21 protein-coding genes and 4 tRNA genes are annotated in these 18,243 nt (G+C 70.1%); 13 read left to right on the forward strand and 12 right to left on the reverse strand.

All coding sequences use genetic code 11. The annotated features are described in order from the left end of the window. Positions 1 to 120: 120 nt before the first annotated feature. From ACQUQ0_RS10915 to ACQUQ0_RS10925, 3 genes are all read left to right on the forward strand, one after another. Positions 121 to 927 (forward strand): glycosyltransferase, encoded by an 807-nt coding sequence (locus ACQUQ0_RS10915; protein ID WP_435185045.1) that lies wholly within the window; start codon positions 121 to 123, stop codon positions 925 to 927. Next, entirely contained in the window at positions 928 to 1,377 is a 450-nt protein-coding gene (locus ACQUQ0_RS10920) for a GtrA family protein (protein ID WP_435185046.1), read from the forward strand. A 79-nt stretch (positions 1,378 to 1,456) separates the two neighbouring features. After that, positions 1,457 to 1,531: transfer RNA gene (locus ACQUQ0_RS10925), tRNA-Met, on the forward strand. A 179-nt stretch (positions 1,532 to 1,710) separates the two neighbouring features. On the opposite strand, the gene ACQUQ0_RS10930 is transcribed toward ACQUQ0_RS10925, so the two are convergent. The 5 genes from ACQUQ0_RS10930 to ACQUQ0_RS10950 all read right to left on the reverse strand — a co-directional run bounded on the left by ACQUQ0_RS10930 (position 1,711) and on the right by ACQUQ0_RS10950 (position 4,765). Continuing rightward, positions 1,711 to 2,121, reverse strand: coding sequence for a Rieske (2Fe-2S) protein (locus ACQUQ0_RS10930; RefSeq protein ID WP_435185047.1), 411 nt, complete (start codon positions 2,119 to 2,121; stop codon positions 1,711 to 1,713). Between the two features lie 59 nt (positions 2,122 to 2,180). After that, the gene (locus ACQUQ0_RS10935) at positions 2,181 to 3,095 is read right to left on the reverse strand and encodes an aminotransferase class IV (RefSeq protein ID WP_435185048.1); all 915 of its coding nucleotides are present in this window, start codon (positions 3,093 to 3,095) and stop codon (positions 2,181 to 2,183) included. A gap of 23 nt (positions 3,096 to 3,118) precedes the next feature. Then, positions 3,119 to 3,790 carry a helix-hairpin-helix domain-containing protein gene (locus tag ACQUQ0_RS10940; RefSeq protein WP_435185049.1) on the reverse strand — a complete coding sequence of 224 codons (672 nt, stop codon included), beginning with the start codon at positions 3,788 to 3,790 and terminating at the stop codon, positions 3,119 to 3,121. Positions 3,791 to 3,873: 83 nt separating this feature from the next. Then, a complete protein-coding gene (locus ACQUQ0_RS10945) occupies positions 3,874 to 4,308 on the reverse strand; it encodes a DUF5790 family protein (RefSeq protein ID WP_435185050.1) in 435 nt (144 codons plus the stop codon). A gap of 112 nt (positions 4,309 to 4,420) precedes the next feature. Next, entirely contained in the window at positions 4,421 to 4,765 is a 345-nt protein-coding gene (locus tag ACQUQ0_RS10950; RefSeq protein WP_435185051.1) for a dihydroneopterin aldolase family protein, read from the reverse strand. 152 nt (positions 4,766 to 4,917) lie between these two features. Here ACQUQ0_RS10950 and azf point away from each other — a divergent pair, with 152 nt between their 5' ends. Then, positions 4,918 to 5,706: an NAD-dependent glucose-6-phosphate dehydrogenase Azf gene (gene azf, locus ACQUQ0_RS10955; protein ID WP_435185052.1), complete on the forward strand. Its 789-nt coding sequence runs from the start codon at positions 4,918 to 4,920 to the stop codon at positions 5,704 to 5,706. A 30-nt stretch (positions 5,707 to 5,736) separates the two neighbouring features. Here the strand turns inward: azf and ACQUQ0_RS10960 are convergent, their stop codons facing one another. Both ACQUQ0_RS10960 and ACQUQ0_RS10965 read right to left on the reverse strand, forming a co-directional pair. Beyond that, on the reverse strand, positions 5,737 to 6,024 hold the full coding sequence (locus ACQUQ0_RS10960; protein ID WP_435185053.1) for a hypothetical protein: 288 nt from the start codon (positions 6,022 to 6,024) through the stop codon (positions 5,737 to 5,739). Positions 6,025 to 6,096: 72 nt separating this feature from the next. Then, complete coding sequence (locus ACQUQ0_RS10965) at positions 6,097 to 6,738, reverse strand: DUF309 domain-containing protein (RefSeq protein ID WP_435185054.1); 642 nt, start codon at positions 6,736 to 6,738, stop codon at positions 6,097 to 6,099. A gap of 141 nt (positions 6,739 to 6,879) precedes the next feature. On the opposite strand from ACQUQ0_RS10965, the gene ACQUQ0_RS10970 reads away from it, so the two are divergent. Continuing rightward, complete coding sequence (locus ACQUQ0_RS10970) at positions 6,880 to 7,101, forward strand: DUF7564 family protein (protein ID WP_372387445.1); 222 nt, start codon at positions 6,880 to 6,882, stop codon at positions 7,099 to 7,101. A 342-nt stretch (positions 7,102 to 7,443) separates the two neighbouring features. Here the strand turns inward: ACQUQ0_RS10970 and ACQUQ0_RS10975 are convergent. Then, positions 7,444 to 7,516 (reverse strand) — tRNA-Arg (locus tag ACQUQ0_RS10975). 141 nt (positions 7,517 to 7,657) lie between these two features. Between ACQUQ0_RS10975 and ACQUQ0_RS10980 the strand changes: the two genes are divergently transcribed. From ACQUQ0_RS10980 to ACQUQ0_RS10995, 4 genes are all read left to right on the forward strand, one after another. Beyond that, a complete protein-coding gene (locus tag ACQUQ0_RS10980) occupies positions 7,658 to 8,149 on the forward strand; it encodes a hypothetical protein (RefSeq protein WP_435185055.1) in 492 nt (163 codons plus the stop codon). 236 nt (positions 8,150 to 8,385) lie between these two features. Further along, a complete protein-coding gene (locus ACQUQ0_RS10985) occupies positions 8,386 to 9,873 on the forward strand; it encodes a single-stranded DNA binding protein (protein ID WP_435185056.1) in 1,488 nt (495 codons plus the stop codon). A 181-nt stretch (positions 9,874 to 10,054) separates the two neighbouring features. After that, positions 10,055 to 10,486: a histone family protein gene (locus tag ACQUQ0_RS10990; protein WP_372387440.1), complete on the forward strand. Its 432-nt coding sequence runs from the start codon at positions 10,055 to 10,057 to the stop codon at positions 10,484 to 10,486. Between the two features lie 2 nt (positions 10,487 to 10,488). Next, positions 10,489 to 11,505, forward strand: a complete 1,017-nt coding sequence (locus ACQUQ0_RS10995; protein WP_435185057.1) for a histone deacetylase family protein — start codon at positions 10,489 to 10,491, stop codon at positions 11,503 to 11,505. Between the two features lie 9 nt (positions 11,506 to 11,514). Here ACQUQ0_RS10995 and cca read toward each other — a convergent pair whose 3' ends face one another. Beyond that, positions 11,515 to 12,888, reverse strand: coding sequence for a CCA tRNA nucleotidyltransferase (gene cca, locus ACQUQ0_RS11000; protein WP_435185058.1), 1,374 nt, complete (start codon positions 12,886 to 12,888; stop codon positions 11,515 to 11,517). A 165-nt stretch (positions 12,889 to 13,053) separates the two neighbouring features. Here cca and ACQUQ0_RS11005 point away from each other — a divergent pair. Both ACQUQ0_RS11005 and ACQUQ0_RS11010 read left to right on the forward strand, forming a co-directional pair. Further along, a tRNA-Asn gene (locus tag ACQUQ0_RS11005) sits at positions 13,054 to 13,126 on the forward strand. A 72-nt stretch (positions 13,127 to 13,198) separates the two neighbouring features. Further along, a complete protein-coding gene (locus tag ACQUQ0_RS11010) occupies positions 13,199 to 14,341 on the forward strand; it encodes a pyridoxal-phosphate-dependent aminotransferase family protein (protein ID WP_435185059.1) in 1,143 nt (380 codons plus the stop codon). 10 nt (positions 14,342 to 14,351) lie between these two features. Here the strand turns inward: ACQUQ0_RS11010 and ACQUQ0_RS11015 are convergent, their stop codons facing one another. Next, positions 14,352 to 15,080 carry a fumarylacetoacetate hydrolase family protein gene (locus tag ACQUQ0_RS11015; protein WP_435185060.1) on the reverse strand — a complete coding sequence of 243 codons (729 nt, stop codon included), beginning with the start codon at positions 15,078 to 15,080 and terminating at the stop codon, positions 14,352 to 14,354. Between the two features lie 87 nt (positions 15,081 to 15,167). Here ACQUQ0_RS11015 and ACQUQ0_RS11020 point away from each other — a divergent pair. Beyond that, positions 15,168 to 15,242: transfer RNA gene (locus tag ACQUQ0_RS11020), tRNA-Ile, on the forward strand. 61 nt (positions 15,243 to 15,303) lie between these two features. On the opposite strand, the gene ACQUQ0_RS11025 is transcribed toward ACQUQ0_RS11020, so the two are convergent. Together ACQUQ0_RS11025 and ACQUQ0_RS11030 are read right to left on the reverse strand one after the other, a co-directional pair. Further along, entirely contained in the window at positions 15,304 to 16,551 is a 1,248-nt protein-coding gene (locus ACQUQ0_RS11025; RefSeq protein WP_435185061.1) for a mechanosensitive ion channel family protein, read from the reverse strand. A gap of 179 nt (positions 16,552 to 16,730) precedes the next feature. Beyond that, on the reverse strand, positions 16,731 to 17,510 hold the full coding sequence (locus ACQUQ0_RS11030) for a hypothetical protein (protein ID WP_435185062.1): 780 nt from the start codon (positions 17,508 to 17,510) through the stop codon (positions 16,731 to 16,733). 21 nt (positions 17,511 to 17,531) lie between these two features. On the opposite strand from ACQUQ0_RS11030, the gene ACQUQ0_RS11035 reads away from it, so the two are divergent. After that, positions 17,532 to 18,242 carry a halo transducer protein gene (locus ACQUQ0_RS11035; RefSeq protein ID WP_435185063.1) on the forward strand — a complete coding sequence of 237 codons (711 nt, stop codon included), beginning with the start codon at positions 17,532 to 17,534 and terminating at the stop codon, positions 18,240 to 18,242. Position 18,243: the final 1 nt, after the last annotated feature.

The raw sequence follows: 18,243 nt of genomic DNA on the forward strand, positions 1-18,243 counted from the left end.
GGGCGGGCCCGGAACATACGCTTTGTGATGGCCGGCGAATCGCGGATCGGTCGAGGGGCGCCGGACGGGGGCGGGACGGTAGCGGTTCGTTTTTCACACAGAAGCCGATACCTGTGGGTGATGACTCGCGCCGTCGGGATCGTCGTCCCCGCTTACCGCCCGGATCCCGAGCGTCTCAGCGGCTACCTCGGCGCCCTCGTCGATCGGCTCGACCCCGCGGTCGTCCGCGTCGAACTCGACGCGCCGCGGCCGGACATCCGCGATCGGCTCGCGCCCCTCCCCGATCGCGTCGAGGTCGCGACCGCCGACCGCCGGCGCGGCAAGGGCACCGCGATCACCGCGGGCTTCGAGGCGCTCGCCGACGACGTCGACACGCTCGCGTTCGCCGACGCCGACGGGAGCACGCCCGCGCCCTCCTTCGCCGATGTCGTCGACGCCGTCGCCGACGGGAAGGCCGACCTCGCGGTCGGTTCGCGCCGCCATCCCGACGCCGACGTCGCCGCCCACCAGACGTTCGCCCGGCGGCGCCTGGGCGACGGCTTCGCGTGGCTCGCGCGTCGGATGCTCGACGAGCCGCTCTACGACTACCAGTGCGGCGCGAAGGCGATCAGCGCCGACGCGTGGCGCGACGTCCGCAGGCACCTCTACGAGCCCGGCTTCGCCTGGGACATCGAACTCGTCTCCGTCGCGGGCGCGCTGGGGCACCGCGTCGTCGAGGTGCCCGTCCGCTGGGAGGACCGCCCCGGCTCGACGGTCTCGACGGTCGGGACGACGTTCCGCCTGGCCCGCGCGCTCGTGACCGCCAGGCACCGCGCCCGGCTGCTCGGCGACGACCGCCTCCACGAACTCCTGGACTCCCAGCGCGACGAACAGTCGCTGATCGAACGCCTCGCCGTCGCCGACGCCGAGGTCCGCGAGGCAGACTGAATGCTCCGGGATTCGGCCGACGCCCTGCTCTCGGGCGTCCGCTTCGGGAAGTTCGTCTCGGTCGGCGCGGTCGGCGCCGTCTTCGATATGGCGACGACGACGGCGCTCATCGTCAGCTTCGGCGTGCTCGGCGAGTACGCGAAGCTCGTCGGCGCGGAGGTCGCGATCGTCGTGATGTTCGCGATCAACGAGCGCTGGACGTTCTCCGAACTCGGGAAGTCGGGCGCGGTCCCGACGTTGAGCCGGTTCGTCCGCTCGAACATCGTCCGGAGCGGGGGCCTCGCCGTCCAGTTCCTGATCGTCCGCGCGCTCCGACAGCTCTCGGTCACGGTTCCGGTGTTCGGCTTCGACCTGTGGCAGCTGATCCCGATCCCGATCGCGATCGGCGCCTCGGTCGTGTTGAACTACGTCGCCGAGAGCCTGCTCACCTGGCGTGTGACCCGGTCGTGAGCGGGATCTACTGCGAGGGAAATTGCCACACTGCGAGCGAAACACAACCCTTAACCGTAGCCCACGGCTTCGTTTCGGTAGCGGGATGGGATAGCCAGGAGATTCCGCCGGGCTCATAACCCGGAGATCGGTAGTTCAAATCTACCTCCCGCTACTGTTTTGCCGAACTCACTCTACGAGGCGCTCCGTCGCCGAGTACCACGTTCGTTCGGCACGGTAGCGTCGGGAGATTTGGACGAGAGAATCGAGCGTAGCGAGATTCGCGTGGTTCAAATCTACCTCCCGCTACTGTCTTGCCGAACTCAATTTGCGAGACGCTCCGTCAAGCAGCCGTCAGAAGTCGATCCGGCCGCCGGACGAGAGGTCACGTTCCTCTGAGAGTCCCGGTTCCGCGGCGTCCCAGTCGTCGTCGGTGAGGTAGACGTCGCCGTTCTCGACGGTGACCTCGAAGGTGTCGAGGACGGCGCCCTCGCAGGGGCCGAAGTCGCAGTGGCCGTCGGCCTTCTGGAAGGTCGCGCCGTGCTTACCGCAGACGAGCTCGCCGTTCCGGACGGTCGCGCCCGAGCCCTTGTCGAGGCGGACGTCCCGCCAGTGCGGGCAGTAGTTCGTGTAGGCGACGACCGTCCCGTCGGCGAGTCGGGTGAGGATCCCCTCGGTCGACTCGAAGCCTCGCTTCGCGGTGAACACGAGCGTCTCGTCGGCCGCGACGTCCTCGGCGGCGGCGATCCGGCGGTCCGCGTCCATACCTCCGCTCGGGAGCAGCGCGATTCAAGTGTGACGATTCGGCGCGGAGAGAGGGGAAGTCAGTCGGCCGGACCGGACTCCGCGCCGTCTCCGATCCGCTCGCCGCCGTAGTGTTCGCGTTCGATGCGGGCGTCGTAGACGCGCTGGAACAGCGTCGTGACGGGGCCGCCGCCGACGTCGATGCCGTCGACGGTCTCGACGGGGCGGACTTCCCAGGTCGTGTTCGTCACGAAGGCCTCCTCGGCGTCGCGGAGGTCCTCGGGGGTGAAGGAGCCCTCGTTGACCGGGATGCCCTCCTGGCCGGCGACGTCGAGGACCTCCGCACGGGTGATTCCCGGGAGGACGGGCCCGTCGAGGCTCGGCGTGCAGAGCGCGTCGCCGTCGACGAAGAAGAGGTTGCTCGTCGCGCCCTCCGCGAGGTGGCCCTCGGCGTCGAGCATCACGGCCTCGTCCGCGTCGGAAACGCGGAGCTCCAGGCGCGCGAGGACGCCGTTCAGGTAGTTGTGGGTCTTCGCCCGCGAGGGGATCGCCGCGTCGGGCACGCGGCGGGTCTTCACCGTCTGGAGCGTCGCGGGCCCGTCCCAGATCGGCTCGGCGTCGACGCCGCCGCGGGGGAGCGGTTTCGCCTGGACGACGACCGTCGGGTCGACGTCGGACGAGGGGGTGAGCTTCCCCGGCTGGACGCCGCGGGTGACAGAGAGCTTGACGTACGCGTCTTCGAGGTCGTTGGCGCGGAGCGTCTCGTCGATTCGGCGCTTCAGGTCCGCCGAATCGAGGCCGTGGTCGAGTTCGATCGCCGCCGCCGATCGGGCGAGGCGCTCGGCGTGGGCGTCCCAGCGGAACACCTCGCCGCCGTAGGCCCGGAGCGTCTCGAAGACCGCGTCGCCGTACATAAAGCCGCGGTCGCGGACGCTCACGGTGGCCTCGTCGGCGGGGACGAGGTCGCCGTCGACGTGGTAGCGCAGGTCAGCCATTCGAGCCGCGATCGGGGGAGGCGCTACGACTGCTCACGGGCGCGCTCGATCCAGGTGGTGACGCGCGTCTCCGAGAGGTCGGTGTTCGCCGTGATCTCGTCGACGTCGGCGTCGGCGAGGTCCGCGACCGTCTCGATGCCGACGCTCGCGAGGCGCTCGGCGTACGCCGGGCCGATCCCCTTGAGCGTCTCGACGGGGCCGGACTCGGGTCCGTCCTCGTCCGCCGACTCCTCGCTCTCGTCTTCTTCGGGCGCCTCCGGATCGGCGACGGTCTCGGCGGGCTCCTTGCCGGTCTCCTCGTCGACGAGGGTCTCGGTCGACGCCGACGCGTCCGTCTCGGCCGCCGCGGCGTCGTCTTCGGTCTCTACGTCCGCGACGTCGGGGTCGGTCTCGACGGCTTCCTCGCCCTCGCCCGCCGTCTCGACGGCCTCGCCCGGCTCGCGGCCCTCGGCCTCGTCGACGAGGGTCTCGGTCGACGCCGACGCGTCCGTCTCGGCCGCGGCGCCTTTGACCGCCGACTCCGTCGAGGGGTCGGCCTCCGAGCGGTCGGGCTCGGCGTCGGGATCGTGTTCGACGGAGACGGTCCCCTCCGAGCGCGACGAGCCGGAGTCGGAGCCGCCACCCGACGCGCCCGACCGGTCACCGCCACCGATCAGCGAACGCAACGACGACAGGATCGTATCGAAGATACTCATCGCGTCGTGGATATGTCCGTCGACTATTTAAAAGCCGTTGGGAAATCGGGGCTCGCGGGCCGATGGGGCGGCCGATCCGCGGTTCAGTCGTCGGACTCGCCGCCGTCCTCGGCGTCGGCCGCCGCTTCGGCGGCCTCCTGGAGTTGGCTCCGCAGTTGCGGCATCGTGCCGGTGAGGTCGCCGACGAGCGCCTCGGCCTCGTCGATCGAGGCGAGCAGTTCCTCGATGGCTTCGATCTCTGCCTCCAGGGAGTCGGGGTCGTCGAAGGCCTCGGCGCGCTGGCCGACGATGAACGTCTTCTTCGCCTGTCGGAGGTGCTCCTCGGCGTCGCCGACGTCCAGCGCCGACTTGAGCGCGTTGAGGACGCCGAGGACGTTGTCCGCCTCGGCGTTCCAGACGTCCTCGGAGTCGGGAAGGCTCGCCCGTGCGTCGGCGAGGTGGCCCTCGACCTCCTCGCGCATCTCGGCGGCGGCCTCGCCGAACAGGTCGTCGTCCGCGAGCGTGCTCTGACTACTCATACCAGGTGATTCGACGCCGGAGGGGTTAAAAACACGCCCGAAAGTGAAAGTGAAATCCGCCAGTGTCGGGAGCGCGGCGCCAGCGTCCCCGTCCGCCGATTCCCGCCGTCGGTCACTCCTCGACCGCGACGAGTCGCATCAGCGGGTAGTCGCCCTCCATCTCCATCTTCGCCCGCGCGGTGACGCCCTCGTACTCGATCCGCATCTCGACGTCGAGGAAGCGCCCGGTGAGTTCGGTGTACTCGGCCGACTGGGACTCCAGTTCGGCCGCGATGCGGTCGGTCCGCACCGTCACGTCGACGTCGACGCAGTGCGGTTGGTTCTCGATCGCCTCCTCCATCGCGCGGCCCAGGCTCTCGGCGCTGTCGGGGCTGACGGGCGTCCCGGCGAACTGGTGGTAGAGCGAGCCGAACTTGATCCCGGCCTCGAAGCTCGCGCGCTCCGTGTCTGTCGGCATAGTCGACGCTCGGCCGCGGGGGCAAAGGACGTTACTGTCGCCGTCGAGCGACGACCGCGCCGGGCGTGCCGGGCGCGCCGCGAAGGTGTTAGACGGCTGTCACCGGCGCGAATCGGACGTTTCTTGGCCTCCCTGTGCGGATAGGCGAGCGAATGGACGAACCGGTGCTCCTGACGGGAGCGAACGGACGGGTCGGCAAGGCGATCCTCCGGCACCTCGGCGAGCGGTTCGAGTGGCGGCTGCTCGACCGCGCCCCGCTGTCGGCCGCACGGCGGCCCGAGGGGATCGACGAGGGCGACGTCTACGTCGCGGACGTCACCGACCGCGAGGCCGTCCGGGAGGCGATCGCCGGATGCGAGGCCGTGATCCACCTGGCGGGCGACCCGCGTCCGGAGGCCCCCTGGGACAGCGTCCTCCAGAACAACATCGACGGCACCCAGGCGATGTTCGAGGCGGCGGTCGAAGCCGGCGTCGAGAAGTTCGCCTTCGCCTCCTCGAACCACGCGGTCGGCGCCTACGAGACCGAGCCGAGAACGCCGGAGATGTACCGCCCCGAGGACGACTACCGGCTCGACGGGACTGAACTCCCGCGGCCGAGCAACCTCTACGGCGTGAGCAAGGCCACGGGCGAGGTGCTGGGCCGGTACTACCACGACCACCACGACCTCTCGGTCGTGAACGTCCGTATCGGAAACCTCACCGAGGGACACCCGCCGATCGACTACGAGCGCGGGCAGGCGATGTGGCTCTCCTACCGCGACTGCGCGCGCCTCTTCGAGCGCTGTGTTCTCGCGGACTACGACTACGAGATCGTCTACGGGATTTCGGACAACGACAGGAAGTACTACTCGATCGACCGCGCGCGAGAGGTGCTGGGCTACGATCCCCAGGACAACTCCGCGGAGTGGAACGGCAAGGAGCACGTCGACGGCGAGCGCTGAGGCGGCGCGTCGCCGATCGGCGTCCGTTCCCTACGATCCGCTCCACGCGTCGTGGGCGCGAATCTCCTCGCGGACCGCCTCGCAGTCCGCCTCGGAGCGCATCTCGAAGGCGTCGACGACCTGCGAGCGCGTCTGGCGGTCGACGACGCTCGTGCCGTCTGCGGTCTCGATGCGGAACGTCGGCGTGGACGAGCCGAGCAGGTCTGATCCCGACGAGTCGTCGACGACGGTCGGGAGCACGCCGTGGCTCGCGAGCACGCGGACGAGTTCGTCTCGGCCCTCTTCGAGCGCGTCTTTGATATCGTCTTGGATGACCATAGCCACGCGTCGGTAGGGGCCGGGACTCGTATCAGTGTTTTGTCCGGTCAGTGGCTCGGCTCCGGGGGTTCGTCAGTCGAACAGCCCCGAGACGTCGCGCTCGCGGCTCCGACGCCGCTCGACGTGGGCCCGCAGTCGGTCGTAGACGACGGCCCGGCGCTCCCGGTCGGCGGCGAACTCGAACAGCATCCCGGGGAAGCCGCGCGAGCGGTCCGAAGCGAGCGTCGAATCCGAGTCCCCGTCCAGTTCCGCGCGGGCGTACCGGACCGCGTCGTCGACGACCGATTCGTCGAACGCGTCGTACTCCTCGGCGAGGAGCGCTGCGGCGCTGGCCACCTCCGCGAAGGAGAGCACCCGCGGCGTCAGTTCCGCGCCCTCGTGTCGCAGCGGGAGCGGGCGGCGACGTTCGGCGAACTCCGGGTCGGCGGCGAGCCGGCGGAGGCGTCCTCGGACGTCGCCGACGTTCATATCCCGGTAGTCGTCGTCGAGGTCGGAGAGGTACTCGGCCGCGCTCGCGGCGAGCCCCTGCGCGCCGCTCCAGTTGCGTCCGCGGGCGTGGTGGACCGCCGCGGCGTACTGGATGAGTCCGTGGAGGAGCCGCTCGTCGGCCGTGCCGGAATCGAGTCCCAGCCACGGCTCCTCCCAGGCCTCGTGCGCCGCGCGGTAGTCGCCGGCGTTGAACACCGCGACGCCGACCCGCAGGGACTCCTGCACGCTCGGGCGTCGGCCGCGCGGGAGTAAATACTCGGCGCTCGGGGCTTCGGGAATGTCATCCGGTGACGGACTTATCCGCGTCCAGTGCCTCTGGTACGATGAATAGCGTATGATCAGACAGCCCGCCTCCACGGTCCGACGATGACCCGCTCGCGCGTGACCTGCCTCGACTGCGGCGCGGAGTTCGTCCGCCCGAACGGCTACGCGGGGAACTACTGCCCCGACTGCCACGAGTCGTGGACCGACGAACACGACGCCGATCCGGAGCCGCGACGCCTCGGCGGTCGGACGACCCCCTCGGTGCGGCACCTCGACGACGACGAGGCCGACGCGCCCCCGCGGTACGACGAGCGCGAGGAGTAGCCGGCGCCGTCGACGCGCGATCTTTTCACGTGTAGAGACTGAGAACAGAGTCCTCGCTACGCTCGTCGCGTGGCGCCGGTGAAATGTAGCGTCCTGACGGAGTCCACGCGAGCAAACGCGAGCGTGGGCACGTCAGGTCGCGAACGAAGTGAGCGTCCTGACGGAGATTTGAACTCACTCGCATCGCGAAGCGATGCTCGCTGCTCAAATCTCCGGGAGTCGCATAAACCGGCGCAGGCGACTCGCTACGCTCGTCGCGTGGCGCCGGTAAAATGTAGCGTCCTGACGGAGTCCACGCGAGCAAACGCGAGCGTGGGCACGTCAGGTCGCGAACGAAGTGAGCGTCCTGACGGAGATTTGAACTCCGGTCCCTGGCTCCGCAAGCCAAGAGGATAGTCCACTACCCTATCAGGACTCATCTCTCCGTACTCCGCTTTGACTTATGAGGGTTACGATGCGAGAGCCCCGCGGTACGGCGACGCACGGAACCGGGAGAGGGACAAGGGCGCGTTTGATTCTCCGGTACGGCTTTTGGGGTGACTGTCCAAGCGGAGGTATGCGCCGCCGAACGGTCCTCGAAGGCGCCGCCGCGTCCCTCCCGCTGTTGGCCGGCTGTACCGGCAGCGCGAACGACGGTTCCGAGCCGACGACCGACGAGTCAGCGACCGCGACCGACGAACCCAGCCGAACGGCGGACGACGCCGACCTCGTCAGCGGGACGCTCGTCCCGCGCGAGGAGTGCCCGACGGCCGGCGACGCGACCGTCGAACTCGGCGACGGTTCGGCCACGGTCCGCGGGTGCGTCGTCGGACGGGACGCCTGTTACGTCCCGCAGTTGCAAGAGGTGACACTCGATTCTCAGACGGGGGTGGCGACCGTCGTCGTCGCCGCGGTCGACGAGAGCGACGAGCGGGAGTCGTGCGCGCAAGTCATCGTCGACCTGGGCTACGAGGTCCGAGTCGACGCCGGCGACGCGACGCTGACCGGGGTCGAAGTCGTCCACGACGACAAAGACGGCCGCCGAGTCGTCGCGGACGTGACGCGATAGACGAGCGAAGGTTCATAGGCGAAGGCGGGGCCACAGCCGATATGCATTTGTCGAGCCACGCGCCGGAGATCGCCGGACTGCGGCGTGACCGCGGCCGCGACAGCGACGGCGGGACCGCCGACAAGACAACGCTTAAGCGGCGGCCTACCTTGGCTGTGGATATGCCTGTGGTCGTATTCGCTCGACCCGCGGGGCTCCCGATCGGACCCGCGGGTCGCCGGGGGGGTGTCGCGTAGATGGGTGCCATCGAGGAGGTGTACGAGGACCTCGACACCGACGTCGACTTCGAGGAGTTCGAGGCCGCCGTCGAGGACAAGGTCGAACAGATGGGCGGCCTCGCCGACGAGGAGACCGCGGCGATGCTCATCGCCCACGAGCTCCGCGACGAGGAGGTCGAGGGCGTCGCCGACGTCGCGCCCGGGATGGACGACGTGAAGTTCCTCGCGAAGGTGATGCGGATCGGCGAGCTGCGGACCTTCGAGCGCGACGGCGACGACGAAGACGGCAAGGTCGTCAACGTCGAGGTCGCCGACGAATCCGGCCGCATCCGGATCGCGATGTGGGACGATATGGCCGAGGACGCCGTCGAGAGCCTCGAAGAGGGGGAGACCCTCCGCGTGGCCGGCCGGCCCAAGGAGGGCTACAACGGCGTCGAGGTCGACGTCGACAAGGTCGAGCCCGCTCCGGACGCCGAGGTCGACGTCGACACCCAGGACACCTACCGCGTCGAGGACCTCGCGCTCGGGCTCTCGGACGTGAACCTCAAGGGCCGCGTCCTCAGCACCGACAGCGTGCGGACGTTCGACCGCGACGACGGCTCGGAGGGCCGGGTCTCGAACCTCACGCTCGGCGATCCGACGGGGCGGATCAGAGTGACCCTCTGGGACGAGAAGGCCGACCTGGCGACGGAGTTCGGGCCGGGCGAGTCCGTCGAGGTCGTCGACGGCTACGTCCGCGAGCGCGACGGGACGCTCGAACTCCACGTCGGGAACCGCGGCGCGGTCGAGGCCCTCGACGAGGAGATCGAGTACGTCCCCGACACGACCGACGTCGCCGACCTGGAGATGGGCGAGACCGTCGACATCGCCGGCGGCGTGATCGAGACCGATCCCAAGCGGACGTTCGACCGCGACGACGGCTCGGAGGGCCAGGTGCGGAACGTCCGCATCAAGGACGAGACCGGCGACATCCGCGTCGCCCTGTGGGGCGACAAGGCGGACCTCGACATCGACCTCGCGGACTACGTCGTCTTCACCGACGTCGAGATCCAGGACGGCTGGCAGGACGACCTCGAAGCCTCGGCGGGCTGGCAGTCCGCGGTCAGCGTGATGGACGACGCGCCCGAGGACGCCACCGACACCGAGACCGAGTCCGCGCAGTCGACCGGGTTGGGCGCGTTCGGCGACGGATCCGGCTCCGACGCCGGGAGCGAGGCGGCCTCAGCGACCGCCTCGTCGGGGGCGCCCGACGCCGGCGGGAGCGCGAGCGGCGGCAACGCCGCGGCCGTGGCCGAGCGCCCCGACGACGCCGACGACGGCGCGAACGAGACCGAGACCTTCACCGGCACGGTCGTCCAGGCGGGGAGCCCGGTCGTCCTCGACGACGGCACCGAGACCCGGAGCGTCGAGACCGACGAGTCGCTCCGTCTGGGCGAGGAAGTGACCGTCACCGGGCCCGTCGACGGCGGGACGATCGCGGCGACGGAGATCGAGCGGCCGAACTGAACCCGCGGTCGTCAGTCACCGGTCCTCGGTCCTCGGTCCTCCGTTCCGCCCCCGACCCCGAGAGGGGACTCGTGAATCGGCTCGGAGCCGGCGCCGAGCGGCGGCGCTCGCACCGAGCCACCGGCCGCCACAGTACGGCTACGGAAAGGATTATACGCCGGTCGAACAGGATATAGTGGTAATGAGTGTCGAGTTGCCGTTCGCCCCCGTGGACGCCATCATCCGACGGAGAGCCGGCGACCTCCGGGTCAGCTCGGGGGCCGCAGAGGAACTCGCTCGCCGCGTCCAGGAGCACGGGGCGGAGCTCGCCGTCGACGCGGCCGAGCGAGCGGGGAGCGACGGCCGCAAGACGCTGATGGCCGAGGACTTCGGGGTCCAGCAGGTCGTCAGCCGACGCGAACTCGAACTCCCGATCGCGCCGGTCGACCGCATCGCCCGGCTGAAGATCGACGACCGCTACCGCGTCGCGATGGACGCCCGGATCGCCCTGGCGGACATCCTCGAAGACTACGCCGACAACGTCGCGAGCGCGGCCGCGACGCTGGCGCGGCACGCGGACCGCCGGACCGTACAGGCCGAAGACATCGAGACGTACTTCGCGCTCTTCGAGTAGCGATGCAGTTCGGCTACAGCGAGACCTGTCTCGCACACGATACCGGCGAGCGCCACCCCGAGACGGCCGACCGGCTCCGGGCCATCCGGCGGGCGCTCGCGAAGCGCCACGGCGTCTCCTACGTCGAGGCCGACCCCGCCGACGCGGCCGCCGTGACGGCCGTCCACGACGACGACTACGTCGAAGAGATCCGGGAGTTCTGCGAGGACGGCGGCGGCAACTGGGACCCCGACACGGTCGCCTCCGAGGCCACCTGGGACGCCGCGCTCACCTCCGCGGGGCTGGCCCAGTGGGCCGCCGAGGCGGCCGTCGACGGCGCCGACGGTCGCGACACGCCCTTCTCGATCGGCCGGCCGCCCGGCCACCACGCCGTCGAGGACGACGCGATGGGCTTTTGCTTCATCAACAACGCCGCCGTCGCCGCCCAAGCCCTCTTGGACGATTCCACTACTGACGTCGAGCGCGCGGTCGTCTTCGACTGGGACGTCCACCACGGCAACGGCACCCAGGACATCTTCTACGACCAGGGCGACGTCCTCTACGCGTCGATCCACGAGGAGGGGCTCTACCCCGGCACCGGCGAGGTGGCCGAGACCGGCGACGGCGACGGGGAGGGGACGACGCTGAACGTCCCGCTCTCTGCGGGGGCCGGCGACGAGGACTACCTGCTCGCCGTCGAGGAACTGCTCCGTCCGGTCACAGAGCGGTACGACCCGGACCTCTTCATCGTCAGCGCGGGCTTCGACGCCCACCGCCACGACCCCATCTCGCGGATGCGCGTCTCGACAGAGGGCTACGCCCTCCTCACGGATCGGATCCGCTCGCTCGCCGACGACGTCGGCGCCGCGCTCGCGTTCGTCCTGGAGGGCGGCTACGGCCTCGACACGCTCTCGGAGGGCGTCGCGATCGTCCACGAGACCTTCGACGGCCGCGAGGCGATGGATCCCGACGGCGAGCCCGACGAGAAGACCCGTCGGCTCGTCGAGGACGTCCGCGAGGCCCACGACCTCGACGGGTGAGCCACCCGCCTACGGCCGCGGCGCGAAGTACCGGGCCAGTTCGGTCCCGAACTCCGCCGCCAGCGACGCCACCTCGTCGCCGGCGAGCACCTCGTAGTCGTTCTCCAGTTCGGTCTCGACCTGGGCGCCCAGGCCCACGGAGAACAGTTCCTCGGACTTCAGGAACGCGACCGCGTCGGTGAAGTCGCGCTCGCGCTCGACCACGTAGCGGTCGCCGTCGATGAACGGGCCGTAGGGGTCGACCCGCTCGCCCGATCGGTCGGCGTAGGCGTCCGCGAAGCCCTCGGCGTGCCGGCGGACGCGGACGGGCGGCCCCTCGTGGCGCTCGACGGTCGGGAGCGTCCGGTGGGCGAGTTCGACGAACAGCGCCGCCCGGTCGTCGGCGAGGGCGGTCGCGCGGAGCGGGTCGAACCCCCGCCGGTCGAGCGCGTCCCGAATCCCCGACAGCGACTTTTCGAGCTGGGGGTACAGCTGATCGTCGACGACGTCCGGGGCGTCGAAGACGACCGCGACGGGCGTCGTCCCCCGGCGTTCGACGTGCGTCGCGACCGCCTCCGCGTCGAGCGGCTCGGGCTCGCGGGGCTCGAAGAGCGCCTCTCGCGGGTCCGCGCGGAACTCGCGGGCGTAGTGCTGGAGCCGCGCGACGTTCTCGGCCGAGCAGACGGCGGCGACGTTCCGGGACGGGTCGGTCGGGTCGACCATCACCAGCGGGTCGTCGTGCTCGGTAGTCGCGTGGCCCTCGGGGTCGAAGGCGACCGGCGGGTGCCAGTCCGCCGCCGCCGCGAGCAGCGAGTCGAGGTCGCCGAACTCGAGGACCAGAAGCTCCGAGAGGTAGCCCGAAAAGCCCCGGGTTCGGAGGTCGCTCCCGTAGGCGCCGATCCCCTTCAGGAACTGCTTGAACACCCGGATCTCGCCGGCGAGGTCGTCGTCGATGTGCGCCCGGAGGTACGCGTTGTGGTGTGGCGTGCGGTCGACCGACGACTGGAGAGCCGAGCCCTCCGCGACGTCGTAACAGGGGACCAGATCGACGTCGAACCCCGCGAACTCGCCGGTGACGTAGGGGTGTTCGGCGTACTCCTCGTGGCCCTCGGGGAGGACTGCGTTGCCGATTTCGAGGCCGTAGCGCTCCAGCGTGGCGCGGTCGAGCGAGGGCGGAAAGCGGACGAAGACGTCGATGTCGCGGTCGCCCGCGAGCCACGTGCCGCGGGCGGTCGAGCCCACCTGGACGACGTCGGCTTCGACCGGCAGCGCGTCGAGTTCGGCCTCGATGCGCGAGACGAGCGTCGCGGTCGCCTCGCGCATCGCCTCGCGCTCGTCGGCGTCGGGCGTGACGCGCTCGCGGACCCGCTCGATCACGCGGCGGCGTGCCTCCTCTGCGGCCATCGTTGTCGCGGCTTCGCGGGGCGCCGGCGAAAGGGTGTCGATACGGGCGCCGGACCGCGTCGGCGTCGCCAACGGCATCGGCGCGGATCGCCGTACTCCGCTCCGTGCGGCGAAAACGAAAGCCCTATCATTGCACCTCGGTCTACGTTCGTGTGCGGACAGAGAGCCGTCGTAGCTCAGTTGGTAGAGCACCTCGCTGTTAACGAGGTGGTCCCAGGTTCGAGCCCTGGCGACGGCGTGGTTTCCGAGCGCCCAGCGCCCCGCATCCGTTTCCTGTGGTTTTATTTTGTCGTTGTCTCTGGCGGATTATATGCTGACGCCGCCAGACACGGATCCGCTCACGCCGGAGGATCGGACGCTTATGGGGCCCGGGCCGAGCGAGGTCCACCCGCGCGTGCTTCGGGTGATGAGCGCGCCGCTCGTCGGCCACCTCGACGACTCGTTCATCGAGATCATGGACGAGGTACAGGAGCTGCTCCGGTACACGTTCCAGACCGAGAACCAGTGGACGATCCCGGTGAGCGGCACGGGATCGGCGGCGATGGAGGCCGCGTTCGCGAACGTCGTCGAGCCGGGCGACACCGTGCTCGTCCCGACGAACGGCTACTTCGGCGGCCGGATGGCCTCGATGGCCGAGCGCGCCGGCGGCGAGGTCGCCTACGTCGAGGCGCCGTGGGGCGAGCCGCTCGACCCGGACGCCGTCGCCGACGCGTTCCACCGGCACGACCCCGACGTCTTCGGGTTCGTCCACGCCGAGACGAGCACGGGCGCGCTCCAGCCGAACGTCCCGGCGCTGACCGACATCGCCCACGACAACGACGCGTACGTCATCGCCGACACGGTCACGTCGCTCGGCGGCGTCGAACTCCGCGTCGACGAGTGGGGTATCGACGTCGCCTACTCCGGCGCCCAGAAGTGCCTCTCGTGTCCGCCGGGCGCGAGCCCGCTCACGCTCTCGGACCGGGCGATGGAGAAGGTGCTCGACCGCGACTCCGAGGTCCGGTCGTGGTACCTCGACCTCTCGCTGCTCGAAGGCTACTGGGGCGACGAGCGCTCCTACCACCACACCGCGCCGATCACGAACGTCTACGCGCTCCGCGAGGCGCTCCAGCTGGTCGCCGAGGAGGGCCTCGAAGCGCGCTGGGAGCGCCACCGCGAGATGGCGACCCACCTCAAGGAGGGCCTCGAAACGCTCGGGCTCGAACTGAACCCCGAAGACGAGTACTGGCTCCCCTCCCTGAACGCGGTTCGGATCCTCGAGGGGATCGACGAGTCGGCGCTGCTCCGCGATATGAAAGAGGACCACGATCTCGAAGTCGCGAGCGGGCTCGGCGACCTCGAAGGCGAGATCATCCGCATCGGCTGTATGGGGTACTCCGCGCGGACAAGCAACGTCGAACTGGTCCTGCACGCGCTCGAAGACGCGCTGCGCAAGCAGGGCTACGAGCCGTAACTCCGCCTTCTCAGCCGTCCGCGTCGGCGGCGACGACCTCGTTCCGGAGCGTGCCGACGCCCTCGTAGCTGATCTCGACCTCGTCGCCCGGTTCGATCAGCCCGGGGTTGGCCGGGCTCCCGAACGCGACGACGTCGCCGGGGCGGAACGTGAACCGCCGCGAGAGGAACGAGACGATCTCGCGGGGGCCGAACAGCATCAGTTCGGTGTTCGCGTCCTGGCGGACCTCGTCGTTGATCCGCGTCTCCATATCGATCCCCGCGGGGTCGAGGTCGGTCTCGATCCACGGGCCCAGCGGCCCCGACCCGTCGAAGGCCTTCCGGGCGGTCCGCCCCTGCTGGTCCAGCGCGTCGACGTCGTTCATAATGGTGTAGCCGCGGACGACCTCGGGGACGTCTTCGACGGCGACGTCGCGACACCGCTCGTCGATGACGGCGGCGAGCTCGCCCGCGTAGGTGAGTTCGTCCGTCCACTCGGGGTACCGGATCGGCGCGTCGTGGGCGGTCAGCGACGCCGGCGGCTTGATGAAGAAGTCCGGCTCCTCGGGCCGCTCGTAGTCCATCTGATCGAGCGTCTCCGCGTAGTTCCGACCGACGCAGTACAGCACCGAGGGCGAACAGGGCGTGACGAGCGAGCCGTCCCGGCCCACGGCGTACTCGCCGTCGTCCGCGACGACGACGCCGTCCCTGTACCGTCCGCGAACGATCCCCTCCGAGGTCTGCAGTCGTGCGAGTCGCATACGGGACGGTGGACGACCGGGATCATAGGTCTACTGCGACGGCGTCAACGGTAACGTCTAAGAGGGAGACAGCGGTAGCGTCTCGCAGGGCCCTTAGCTCAGTCTGGTTAGAGCGCTCGGCTCATAACCGAGTGGTCGATGGTTCGAATCCGTCAGGGCCCATCCGAAGAACACCCGATTCTGAGCCGAAGCGAGGAGCGGTTCCCCCGACGAATCCCGCGCCTCAGTCGTGTTCTCCGGCGGACGGCCCGGTCGCCTCCGCGGGGAGGTCGTGCTCGCGGTTGATCCGAAAGCCGTCGGTCTCCGCCCGCCCGGAGACTTCCATCTGCGGGTAGGGGATCTTGATCCCCTCGCGGTCGTAGGCCTCCTTGATCGCGCGGACGACCCGGGAGATCGCGTTGACCTTCAGCGGGGGGCTCGGCGGCTCGATCCAAAAGCGGGCTTCGAGGACCACAGACGACCCGCCGAAGGACTTGGGGAACACCCGCGGCGGCGGCGCGTCCGCGACGACGTCGACCCCCCGGATCGCGTCCATCGCCACGTCGACGGCGTGGTCGACGTCGGCCTCGTAGTCGATGCCCACCTCGACGGTGAGACGCAGGACCCCCTTCTCGCTGCGGTTCGTGATGGCGGCGTTCGCGACGCTGTCGTTCGGCATCACGACGTACTCGCCGTCGAAGTTCTCCAGTCGGGTGTTGATGATCGTGACGTCGGTGACGATCCCCTCCTCGTCGCCGATCTCGACCCAGTCGCCGATCGTGAACGGACGGGAGAACATCAGGACGAAGCCGGCGATGAGCGAGCCGAGCGTCTGACGGGCGGCCATCCCGACGACGATTCCCAGGAAGCCCGCGCCGACGAGCAGGCCCCCGAGGTCGATCTGCCAGACGGACAGGCCGGCCATCGCGACGAAGACGAAGAGCCCCACCTGGAGCACCCGGACGATGATCTCTTCCTGGTGGGCGGTGATCTCGTCGGTCCCGGAGCCGAACTCGGCGACGATCTCCTCCAGGAGGTCGGTCGCGACGTACGCCCCGAAGAACAGGAGCCCGGTGAGCACGATCTGGCCGGCGGTCGGCGCCGAGGCGACGAGGACGCCGAGGACGAACGCCGCGGCGTCGATCTGCCCCCAGACGACCAAGAGCGCGATCCCGAGCCCCACCGCGATCAGTAGCTGGACGGACCGGATCAGCAGCCGGGCCGGCCGGGACATCGGGACGTACTCGAAGACGCGCTCGATGGCTTCCCCGGCGCGGGTCTCGGCGATCCGTTCGGTGGCGAAGCGCCTGGACCGCCGGATCACCAGCGGGACGACGAACCGGGCGAAAACGGCCCCCAGAATCAGGAGCGCCACCGTCGCGACCGCTCGCGCTTCCGTGCTCGTGACGGTCCGGAAGACGGTTCTGAGCCCCTCCAGAAGCTCGACCTGGGTGAGCGAGGGTCCCGCTTGGAGCGGGCCGACAGCGAACATACACCGGCTCAGCGAAGCCCGTACTTGAATCTGTTGTGACGGCAGACGGGCGTTCAGGGGCGCTCCCGCCGGAAATGACCAGAGCGGGAGAGCGTCTCATAGTGATTACTCTCGTCTCTTACCGCCGAGCGCCGTTACCGGGCGTCGCATTCGGCGGTAAACAGTGAGAGTAATCACTATCAGTCGTCGGTCTCCGACGGAACGGGCGAGTCCGTCCCCGCGGCGTCCGAGTCGTGAAGTCCCGCCGAACCGAGAGCGCGCCGTCGGAGAGCGCGCCGGAGGCCGATCGACGCGATCGACGCGGCGCAGTCGGCCGTTTCGCGGATCGCCGGGAGCGCCCGGGGGAGGGGGTACGCACCGTCGGGCGCCTCGAAGAGCCGGCGCCCGAGGTCGTCGACGGTCGCGCGGACGTCCTCGCGGCGTTCGAGGACGCGCCGGACTCCATCGGTATCTGGATCGAAGACCGTATCCGCGGCCGTCTCGACGGCCTCGCGCGCGTCTTCGGCGACCGCCTCGAACGCGTCGACGTGGGCGTCGGCGCCGGTGCGTCGGGGGGCCGCGTCGGACTCGGGAGGGGCCTCGGACTCGGCGGCGACGGTCGCGATCCGATCGGCGCAGGCCGCGACTCGGCGGAGATTCTCCGCCAACTGGAAGAAGCAGAACAGATCGGGGCGGCCCTCGCCGAGCCTGTCGACCTCGTCCAGCCGCGCGAGGCTCCGGACGAAGTACCGCTCGACGACCGCCGACAGGCGATCGGCGCGGCCGTCGTCCGTCGCGGGCCCCGCGTCGACCGCGGGATCACACAGGGCCGCCGTCGCCTCGCGGTGGTGCGAGAGGGCGACGAACCGGAGGTGCCGAACCGACTGCCTGATCGAGACCTGCTCGGAGTCGAGGACGTTTCTGACCGCGACGGTCGTCTCGGACGCTTCGGCGATCGTGACGCCGGAGAGGACCCGCACGGTCGAGCGGATGGCGGCCCGTTGCTCGTCGTCGAAGCCGTCGGCGGCGACGACGTCGACGTCGTCAGCGCGCGGCTCGACCGCTACGAGGCGACGCTCGACGGGATAGACTCGCGCGTGCGGGACCTCGGAGCCGACCTCCAAGCCGTCTCGAACCCGGCGGACGATCCCGACGCAGTCTACGAGGCGGTGTGCGAACTCCGCCGGATCGCCGGCGAGGCCGACGGCGTCCAGCAGACCGCGGACGAACTCCAGTTCGACCTCGAGGACTTCGAGGCGTGGCTCGGCTCCCACGAGCGCCGGCGGCAGGCGTTCGAGGAGGACGTCGACGTCGTCGCCGACGCGCTGGAGGCGGCGCGGACGGCCGCGGCGTCGCCGCTCGACGCGGAGTCGTGGGTCGACGCCGTCCTCCGCGTCGAGGTGACGCCGGTGCTGCTGGCGGACCTGTGCGCCGAACACGACGATCTCCGCGCGATGGCCGAGCGCGCGGGCGTCGACGGGGGCTGGGCGGACGATCTCGAAGATCGACTGGCCGACCTCGACTCGCGGGTCGCGGCCGCGCGGGCCGCGCTCAACGACGCCGCCGAGCCGTCGTGGCGGGAGCGCTACGGCGCGCGGATCGCCGCGTTCAGGGAGCGGGGAGCGGCTGCCGAGCCGCCCGTCGAGTGGGGCGAGGTGCAGGCCGAACTCGACAGCGCGCGGGCGCTGGACGGGCCCTACGCGCCCGGCTGAG

The sequence above is a fragment of the Halobellus sp. EA9 genome (genome assembly GCF_051195055.1).
Taxonomy (GTDB): Archaea; Halobacteriota; Halobacteria; order Halobacteriales; family Haloferacaceae; genus Haloquadratum; species Haloquadratum rubicundus.